The organism is Tepidiforma sp. (assembly GCF_034432735.1).
GTDB lineage: Bacteria > Chloroflexota > Dehalococcoidia > Tepidiformales > Tepidiformaceae > Tepidiforma.
In genome coordinates this window covers 1-7,539 of record NZ_DAOUBJ010000078.1, presented here as the reverse complement: position 1 = coordinate 7,539, position 7,539 = coordinate 1, and the positions used below count along the sequence as shown (strand labels likewise).

At 69.6% G+C, this 7,539-nt stretch carries 9 protein-coding genes; 5 read left to right on the top strand and 4 right to left on the bottom strand.

Annotated features, from left to right (window positions below; genetic code table 11):
• Positions 1 to 141: 141 nt before the first annotated feature.
• From VAE53_RS07980 to VAE53_RS07960, 5 genes are all read left to right on the top strand, one after another.
• Positions 142 to 1,065: a substrate-binding domain-containing protein gene (locus VAE53_RS07980; protein ID WP_322818842.1), complete on the top strand. Its 924-nt coding sequence runs from the start codon at positions 142 to 144 to the stop codon at positions 1,063 to 1,065.
• Between the two features lie 3 nt (positions 1,066 to 1,068).
• Positions 1,069 to 1,761, top strand: coding sequence for an ABC transporter permease (locus VAE53_RS07975; protein ID WP_322818841.1), 693 nt, complete (start codon positions 1,069 to 1,071; stop codon positions 1,759 to 1,761).
• Entirely contained in the window at positions 1,761 to 2,711 is a 951-nt protein-coding gene (locus VAE53_RS07970; RefSeq protein ID WP_322818840.1) for an ABC transporter ATP-binding protein, read from the top strand. The genes VAE53_RS07975 and VAE53_RS07970 overlap by 1 nt, the downstream gene beginning before the upstream one ends.
• A gap of 12 nt (positions 2,712 to 2,723) precedes the next feature.
• Positions 2,724 to 3,299, top strand: coding sequence for a hypothetical protein (locus tag VAE53_RS07965; protein ID WP_322818839.1), 576 nt, complete (start codon positions 2,724 to 2,726; stop codon positions 3,297 to 3,299).
• A gap of 151 nt (positions 3,300 to 3,450) precedes the next feature.
• Positions 3,451 to 3,708 (top strand): hypothetical protein, encoded by a 258-nt coding sequence (locus VAE53_RS07960; protein WP_322818838.1) that lies wholly within the window; start codon positions 3,451 to 3,453, stop codon positions 3,706 to 3,708.
• Here the strand turns inward: VAE53_RS07960 and VAE53_RS07955 are convergent.
• Genes VAE53_RS07955 through VAE53_RS07940 form a run of 4 tightly spaced genes read right to left on the bottom strand, consistent with a single transcriptional unit; the run spans position 3,705 to position 7,477 of the window.
• Positions 3,705 to 4,352 carry a histidine phosphatase family protein gene (locus tag VAE53_RS07955; RefSeq protein ID WP_322818837.1) on the bottom strand — a complete coding sequence of 216 codons (648 nt, stop codon included), beginning with the start codon at positions 4,350 to 4,352 and terminating at the stop codon, positions 3,705 to 3,707. The two genes, VAE53_RS07960 and VAE53_RS07955, sit on opposite strands and share 4 nt — an antisense overlap.
• A 38-nt stretch (positions 4,353 to 4,390) precedes the next feature.
• Positions 4,391 to 5,437, bottom strand: coding sequence for a P1 family peptidase (locus tag VAE53_RS07950; RefSeq protein ID WP_322818836.1), 1,047 nt, complete (start codon positions 5,435 to 5,437; stop codon positions 4,391 to 4,393).
• Positions 5,434 to 6,102, bottom strand: coding sequence for a hypothetical protein (locus tag VAE53_RS07945; protein WP_322818835.1), 669 nt, complete (start codon positions 6,100 to 6,102; stop codon positions 5,434 to 5,436). Before VAE53_RS07945 ends, VAE53_RS07950 begins: the two co-directional genes overlap by 4 nt.
• Positions 6,103 to 6,145: 43 nt before the next feature.
• Positions 6,146 to 7,477 (bottom strand): M20/M25/M40 family metallo-hydrolase, encoded by a 1,332-nt coding sequence (locus tag VAE53_RS07940; RefSeq protein ID WP_322818834.1) that lies wholly within the window; start codon positions 7,475 to 7,477, stop codon positions 6,146 to 6,148.
• Positions 7,478 to 7,539: the final 62 nt, after the last annotated feature.

Here is a 7,539-nt window from a genome sequence, read left to right as displayed (position 1 = left end):
CGACGACGGCCGCGGCGGTCTCGTCGCACGACGATTCGATCGCGAGCACTTTCACGCTCTTCAGGATAGCAAGGGAGGCGGATTTTGGGGCTGGGCGCTCGGGCGTTATGCTGAAGTAAGCATTTCGAGGGGGCACCCAGGATGCGATCGGGCAAGCGACGGGCGACGGCGCTGGCGGCGGTGCTGGTGGCGGTACTGGGCCTGGTGGCGAGCGCGGGCTGCAGGGGAGGAACGGAGGTGGTAGGCAGCGGAACGGAGGGGACGAAGACTGAGCCGGCGGCGACGCCGACGAAGATCGGTGGTTCGATGATCCTGGCGACGACGACGAGCACGCAAGACAGCGGACTCCTCGACGTGCTCGTACCGCGGTTTCGCGAGCAGACGGGCATCGATGTGAAGGTGATCGCGGTCGGATCCGGAGCGGCGTTGGAGATGGCGAAGAAGGGCGATGCCGATGCGGTGTTGAGCCATTCGCCGGCGGCGGAGCGGCAGCTCGTGGAGCGTGGCGACTTGGTGGAGGGGCAGCTCGTGATGCACAACGATTTCATCCTGGTGGGGCCGCCCGGCGATCCGGCGGGCGTGAAGCAGGCCGGGAGCCTGGAGGAGGCGATGCGCCGGATCGCGGCGGCGGGTGGGTTCGTCTCGCGGGGCGACAATTCGGGCACGCATGTGAAGGAGCTGGAGCTCTGGAAGTTGGCGGGGATCGACCCGGCGACGGTGTCTCGGCGGGAGGAGACGGGGCAAGGGATGGGCGCGACGTTGAACGTCGCCGACCAGCGACGGTCGTATACGCTGACGGACCGGGCGACCTACCTGGCGCTGCGCGATCGGCTGCAGCTCAAGGTCGTGTTCGAAGGCGCGGCGCCGCTGTTGAACATCTACCACGTTTATGTGGTGAATCCTGAGAAACACGAAGGGGTGAAGGCGGCGCAGGCGCGGGCGTGGGTGGCCTTTCTGGTGGCGCCCGAGACACAGGCCCTGATCGGGAGCTTCGGGAAGGAGAAACTCGGTCAGCCGCTGTTCGTTCCGGATGCGGGAAAGTCGGTGGAGGAGCTGGGGAGGTAACAGGTGGACGAGCTCTGGCAGGGGCTCATCGAGGCGGTCCGATTGATCGGCTCGGGGGATGCCGAGGTGCGGGATATCGCGCTGCGAACGGTGGTCGTCTCGGGGACGGCGACGGTCTTGGCGATGTTGGTCGGCGTCCCCGCCGGATACGTGCTGGCGCGAAGGCGGTTCCCGGGGCGGGCGCTGGTGTTGGGGGCGGTGAACACGGGGATGGGGATGCCGCCGGTGGTGGTGGGGCTCGTCGTCTGGCTCCTGCTGGTACGGTCGGGGCCGCTGGGCTGGCTGGAGCTGATCTACACGCGGGAGGCGATGGTGCTGGCGCAGTTTCTCATCGCGACGCCGATGGTGGTCGGCTTCACGGCGGCTGCGGTCCAGGCGCTCCCGCCGGAGCTGGGGGAGCTGTTGGAGGTGTTGGGGGCGGGGCGGGTGCGGCGGCTCTGGCTGTTGGCGGCCGAGGCTCGGCTGGGGCTGCTGGCGGCGGTGATGGCGGGCTTCGGTGCGGTGGTGTCAGAAGTGGGGGCCTCGATGGCGGTCGGTGGGAACCTGCAGGGCGAGACCCGGGTATTGACGACGGCCATCGTGACAGAGACGAGCCGCGGGAACACGGAGCGAGCTCTGGCGCTGGGCATTATCCTGCTCGCCATGGCCTTCGCCGTGAACGTGATCCTGACGCGGGCGCAGCAACGCAACGCCTGATGGAGCTGCAGTACCGCGGGGTGGAGCAGCGCAAGGGCGGGCGGACGGTGCTCGCTATCCCCGAGCTGACCTTGGGCCGGGCGGCGACGACGGCGCTCCTGGGGCCGAACGGGGCGGGCAAGACGACGGCGCTCCGGCTGGCGGCGGGGCTCGAACGGCCAAGCGTGGGCGAGGTACTGCTCGATGGCGAACCGGCGGCCAGCGCGGCGCCTCGACGGGTGGCGTTCGCCTTCCAACGGGCTGTCTTCCTCCGCGGCACGGTCGGGGAGAATCTGGACCTCGCCCTGCGCCTGCGCGGGGTGGGACGGGCGGAGCGGGGGCGACGGATCGACCGGACGGCGGAGGTCTGCGGGATTGCCGGGCTCTTGGGGCGCGATGTGCGGACGCTCTCAGGTGGGGAAGCCCAGCGGGTGAACCTCGCGCGGGCGCTCGCGCTGGAAGCGGAACTCGTGTTGTTGGACGAGCCGCTGAGTGGGCTCGATGGGCCGACCCGGGAGGCGCTGTTGGCCGATTTGCCGGAAATCCTTCGGGCGGCGGATGCGACGGTCGTGTTGGTGACGCACGACCGCGACGAGGCGCTGTTGTTGGCCCAGGAGCTCGTGCTGCTGTTGGATGGCCGGGTGGCTGCCCACGGGCGGGCGGGCGAGGTGTTCCGTCGGCCGCCGTCGCTGGCGGCGGCGCGGTTTTTCGGCTACTCGGTGCTGGGGCAGGTGGCCGTTCGCCCGGGTGCGCTGGTTGCGGGTCCGGGTGAGCGATGCTTTTCGCTGCGCGTGGAGCGGGTGGTGGACCTGGGGACGCAGGTGGCGGTGGAGGGGCGCATTGGCGAGACGCCGACCCGGGCGACGCTGCCGCCGGGGTATTCGCCGCCGGATCCGGGCGTTGTGCTGACGGTGAGCGCTCCGGCCGAGGCCGTGCTCCGCTTCGACGACGAGGACCGGACGATGGAGTAGGCTGGGGCGGAGATGTGTACGCAGCTCGCCGTGGATGGGGAGGAGATCCCGACTTCGCCGGGCAAGCCGATGCCGGTGACGCTGCCGTCGAGCGAGCGGGCGGTGGTGCGCATTCCGCTTTCGAAGACGGCGTTCGCGCGGGAGTTCCACCTTTGGCGGATGAAGGGGAAGCTGCCGTGCGCGAGCGAGGCGGAGGCGTTCGAGGTGGCCCGCCGGAAGGTGACGACGAAGTACGGCGCGGCACAGGTGATGTGGTTCCACTCGGCGTTCGGGAAGGGGTACATCGCGGGGGTGACGCGGTTCGCGGAGAAGAACCCGGATTTCGATCCTTCACGGCCGGCGAACGAGGAGACGAATCCGTTCTTTCTCTGGTTCGATGCGCCGGAGGGGCTGGTGGTGCCGATCATCCTGAGCGTGGACACGTTCCGGTGGAATCCGAAGCGGCAGGAGGGGTTGCGGGTGGTGGCGAATATCCTGACGCGGGATGCGGGGGTGATCGTTCCGCCGGAGATCCACGGTCGGGAGCCGTTTTTCATGCGGGCGGAGGATTGGCTGGGTGGGGAGTTGCCGGTGCGGCGGAAGGGGTGAGGGGTTGTGTGCGGGAAGTGTGAAAATTCGTTGACAGGCGGAGCGACGAACGCGTAGGGTGCGGCCGTATGGATGTGTTCGTTGGCATCCATCGACGATGACGGCGGCGCCGAAAGGTGCCGCCGTTCGTGCTTCTCGAAGGAGGGGTGATATGCAGTCCAGCCTGATTGGCAAGATCGAGAAGGCGAGGGTGTATGCGCAGGAGCGTTTCCGGATGCAGGTGGAGAACCTGCGGGTGACGTTCCATGGGGAGAACAGCGACCACGATGTCTCGCTCGTCGATGGCCGCTGGCATTGCAATTGCGACTTTTTCTCGCAGTGGTCGGTTTGCAGCCACACGATGGCGCTGGAGCGGATTTTGGAGGGGATGGTGCCGCGGCAGGATCTGCCGGCGCTGGCTAGCGCTTAGGAGGCGGCTTCGGGGTCGGGGAGTTCGACTCCTTCTAGGTGGGAGGTGTCGTTGAAGCCGGCGAGCACGACGCGTCCGCTGCGGCCGATGGTGAGCCGCGTGATGGAGGTGTTGGCGACGGCGAACGTCCAGGTTCGTTCGAGCGGGACGCCGAGGAGTTCGGCGAGGAGGGCGGCGATGGCGTTGCCGTGGGAGACGACGAGGAGGCGGCCGCCGTTGTAGCGTGCGACGAGGTCGCGGATGGCGGTGGCCATACGCTCGCGGAGCTGGCTGGTGGTTTCGCCGCCGGGTGCGGCGTAGCGGCGCCCGGCGAAGAAGTCGCCGAGGAGGGGGGCCTGGGTCTTGACGATGTCGCTGGCGGGCTTGCCTTCCCATTCGCCGTAGTGCATTTCGCGGAGGCGGGGGTCGGGGATGGGGTCGATGGGGGTGGGGTGGTATTCGAGCGCGTGGCGGGCGGTCTGGATGGCTCGGTGGAGGTCGGACGAAGCTGCGGCGTCGAACTGCTGGCCGCGGAGGCGGTGGCCGAGGGCGCGGGCCTGGGCGATGCCGAGGGGGGTGAGGTCGGTTTCGGAGTGGCCGCAGAAGCGACCTTCGACGTTGCCGTAGGTTTGGGCGTGGCGGACGACGAGGAGGTGGGTAGGCACGGGGAAAGGATAGCGGTGCGATGGCGGATGGGGTGGGGTCAGGCGGGGGCGGGCCGCCATTCGTTGGCGGCGGGCACCTGTTTGGTGCCGCGGGCGAGGCGGATGGCGCGGAGGATGGCGGTTTCGACGACGGCGGAGGTGAGGGTGCCGAGGAGGTAGAGGTCGTCGCCGGTGGCTGGACATTCGCCGGTGGAGAGGGCGAAGGCGATGTCGCCATCGCCGCGGGTGTGGGCAGGAACGACGCAGCGGGCGAAGCCGTCGTGGGCGTGGATGGCGAGCCGTTGGAGGTCTTCGGGGGCGAGGCGGGCGTTGGTGGCGATGCACATGAGGGTGGTGTTTTCGAGGGCGCTCGGGGGTGCGGTTCGGGGATCCTGGGTGGGGGCGGCGAGGAGGGGGTCCATGGCGACGGTGCGGCGCGCGAGGGTGTCGGGGAGGGTGAGGAATTCGCCCGGTCGGTCGCCGCGAGGTGCGGCGAGGCATTCGCCGGTGGCTGGGTCGTAGATGGAGCCGAGGGCGTTGGTGACGACGAGGGCGCCGACGATGAAGCCGCGGGGCCCGGTGAGGCTGGCGGTGCCGAGGCCGCCTTTGAGGGCTCGCTCGGGGCCGAGGAGTTTGGCGATGGTCGCTCCGGTGCCGGCTCCGGTGGAGCCTTCGGCGACGGTGCCGCGCCGCGCGCGGACGGCCGCGAGGTAGCCTTCGTGGGCACCGGGGAAGGCGTATGGGTCGCCGATGGTGAGGTCGTAGATGACGGCGGCGGGGACGATGGGGACGGGGCGCTTGGTGGTCGGGACGCCGATGCCGTGTTCGCTGCACCAGCGCATGACGCCCTCGGCGGCGGCGAGTCCGAAGGCGCTGCCGCCGGCGAAGAGGATGGCATGGCAGGTGCGGACGAGGTTGGCGAGGCCGAGAACGTCGGTTTCGCGGGTACCGGGTGCGCCTCCGCGGGCGTCGACGGCGGCGGCCTGGGCGGTTGGGCAGAGGATGACGGTACAGCCGGTGGCGGCGCGTCGGTCGGTGTAGTGGCCGACGCGGATGCCGGGGACGTCGGTAATGGCGTTGCGGGGGCCGGGCTGCCAGGCGCTCATGCCTCGCTGGGTGGCCTTCCGGCGCTCCGCCGGGCGTTGACGTAGGAGAGGAGGAATCCCCGGGCGATGCCGGCGAGGTCGGCGGTGAGGTCGGCGAGGGCGGTGGCGCTGGATTCGTCGGCTGCGAAGGAGGAGGCGATGGGCTGGTCCGCTGCGTCGATGCCCCCGAGCCAGATGGTTTCGGCGACTTTGCGGCGGGCGAGGTCGGGGATGAGGAGCATGGGGTTGCCGGTTTCGGCGGCGGCGACGAGGGCGGCCAGGTCGGCGAGGTCGGGTTGGCCGCGGAGAAGGCGGGCCCATTCGAGCGCGTCGTCGCCGAGGTAGAGGTGGCGGACGATCTGTTCGGGGGAGAGGGTGGCTGCGTCCTGGACGAACTGGTTCCATTCGCTGACGCCGGGCAGGGGCTGGAGGAGGCGTTGGGCGACGGGCCGGGTGCGGTCGGCGAGGGCTCGGTAGACGGCGACGAGGCGGCGGCAGGCCTCGGCGAGCTCCATGGCGATGAGCCCGGCGAGGATGGCGCGGTCGCCAGCTTCGGCGAAGACAAGCCGGCCGAGCGCGGCATCGGCGGCGGCTTCGGGCTTTTTGAGGGCGGAGCGGGCGTAGGCTTCGACGAAATCGAGCTCGCCGAGGCCGCCGGGGTAGGTGCGGGCGGCTGGGGTGGTCATGGGCGCATGGTAGGCGATCGGCGGGGCGATCGGGAGGCGTGGCCTAGGTGGCAGGTCGGGCGGCGCACATTCGGAGGGTGACTTCCCAGAGCATGCGGCAGTTGAGGGTGAAGGCTTCGATGCTGACGCGCTCGTTGTGGCCGTGGACGCCGCGGGCGACTTCGGGGGTGGTGAGGCCGCTGGAGAAGCCGTAGGAGACGATGCCGCGGTTGCGGGTCTCGGCGCTGTCGGTGAAGCCGAGGGTCATGCCGGGGACGACGACGGCTTCTTCGGTGAATTCGCGGATGACGGATTCGATGCAGTGGAAGAGTTCGGTGTCGAAGGGGCTGGCAGCGGAGGAGCGGATGTGGACGGGTTCGATGCGGACGCGCGGGTCGTCGATGATGCGTTCGAGTTGGGCCTGGAATTCGGCGGGATCGACGCCGGGGAGGAGGCGGATATCGAGGGTGGCCTCGGCGCGGGCGGGGATGACGTTGTGCTTGATGCCGGCGCGGGCGGTGGTGGTGCTGATGGTGTCGGTGAGCATGGCACGGATGCGGGGGTCTTCGGCGGCGCGGGCGGCGAGGCCCTCGGGGGTGGGGTCGCCCCGGTAGATGCCGGCCCGGGCGAGGCGACGGAAGTATTCTTCGAGCACGGGTGAGACGGTGAGGGGGCGTTCCCATTGCTGGATGCGGTGGAGGGCGCGGACGAGGCGGTCGAGGGCGTTGTCGTCGTGGGGGATGGAGCCGTGGCCGGGCAGGCCTTCGGTGACGAGGCGGAGCCAGAGGGGCCCTTTTTCGGCGACGGCGATGGAGTAGACGGGCCGCTCGACGCCGAAGAGTTCGGTGGTGCCGCCGCCGCCTTCGTTGATGATGTACTCGGCGTCGATGGTTTCCGGGTGTTCGCGCAGGATGTAGCGCATGCCGTATTCGCTGCCGGCTTCTTCGTCGGCTTGGGCGAAGAAGATGACGTCGCGCGCGAGGGGGATGCGGAGGCGATGGAGGGTGAGGAAGGTGAGGAGTTGGGCGATGCCGAGGCCTTTCATATCGAGGGCGCCGCGCCCCCAGATGTATCCGTCGCGGATGGTGCCGGCGAAGGGGTCTTCGTCCCAGAATTCGCGTTCGACGGGGACGACGTCGGTGTGGTTGAGGAGCATGAAGGGGCGTTTGGATCCGTCGCCGGGGAGGACGGCGCGGAGGGAGACGCGGTCGTTGCCGGCGTCGTAGAGCTGGAAGGGGATGCCTTCGCGCTGGAGGATGGCGCCGAGGAAGTCGCAGGCGAGGCGTTCGTTGCCGGGCGGATTGGAGGTATCGATCCGGATGAAGCGGCAGAGGAGGTCGATGGCTTCGTCGGCGAAGGCCTGCCAGTCGATCGGTGGGTGGGGGCTTGGCTGCATAGGCGGGATGGTAGTGGATTCTGGGTTGGTTGGCGCGCTGCGGTTGGCTCCGCGGGCGGGGG

What these genes read in the sequence shown, in the direction of transcription:
- VAE53_RS07950 (WP_322818836.1), bottom strand. Translation starts at nt 5,437, where the DNA reads ATGAGCGCCTGGCAGCCCGGCCCCCGCAACGCCATTACCGACGTCCCC.
- VAE53_RS07980 (WP_322818842.1), top strand. Translation starts at nt 142, where the DNA reads ATGCGATCGGGCAAGCGACGGGCGACGGCGCTGGCGGCGGTGCTGGTG.
- VAE53_RS07940 (WP_322818834.1), bottom strand. Translation starts at nt 7,477, where the DNA reads ATGCAGCCAAGCCCCCACCCACCGATCGACTGGCAGGCCTTCGCCGAC.
- VAE53_RS07965 (WP_322818839.1), top strand. Translation starts at nt 2,724, where the DNA reads ATGTGTACGCAGCTCGCCGTGGATGGGGAGGAGATCCCGACTTCGCCG.
- VAE53_RS07945 (WP_322818835.1), bottom strand. Translation starts at nt 6,102, where the DNA reads ATGACCACCCCAGCCGCCCGCACCTACCCCGGCGGCCTCGGCGAGCTC.
- VAE53_RS07970 (WP_322818840.1), top strand. Translation starts at nt 1,761, where the DNA reads ATGGAGCTGCAGTACCGCGGGGTGGAGCAGCGCAAGGGCGGGCGGACG.
- VAE53_RS07960 (WP_322818838.1), top strand. Translation starts at nt 3,451, where the DNA reads ATGCAGTCCAGCCTGATTGGCAAGATCGAGAAGGCGAGGGTGTATGCG.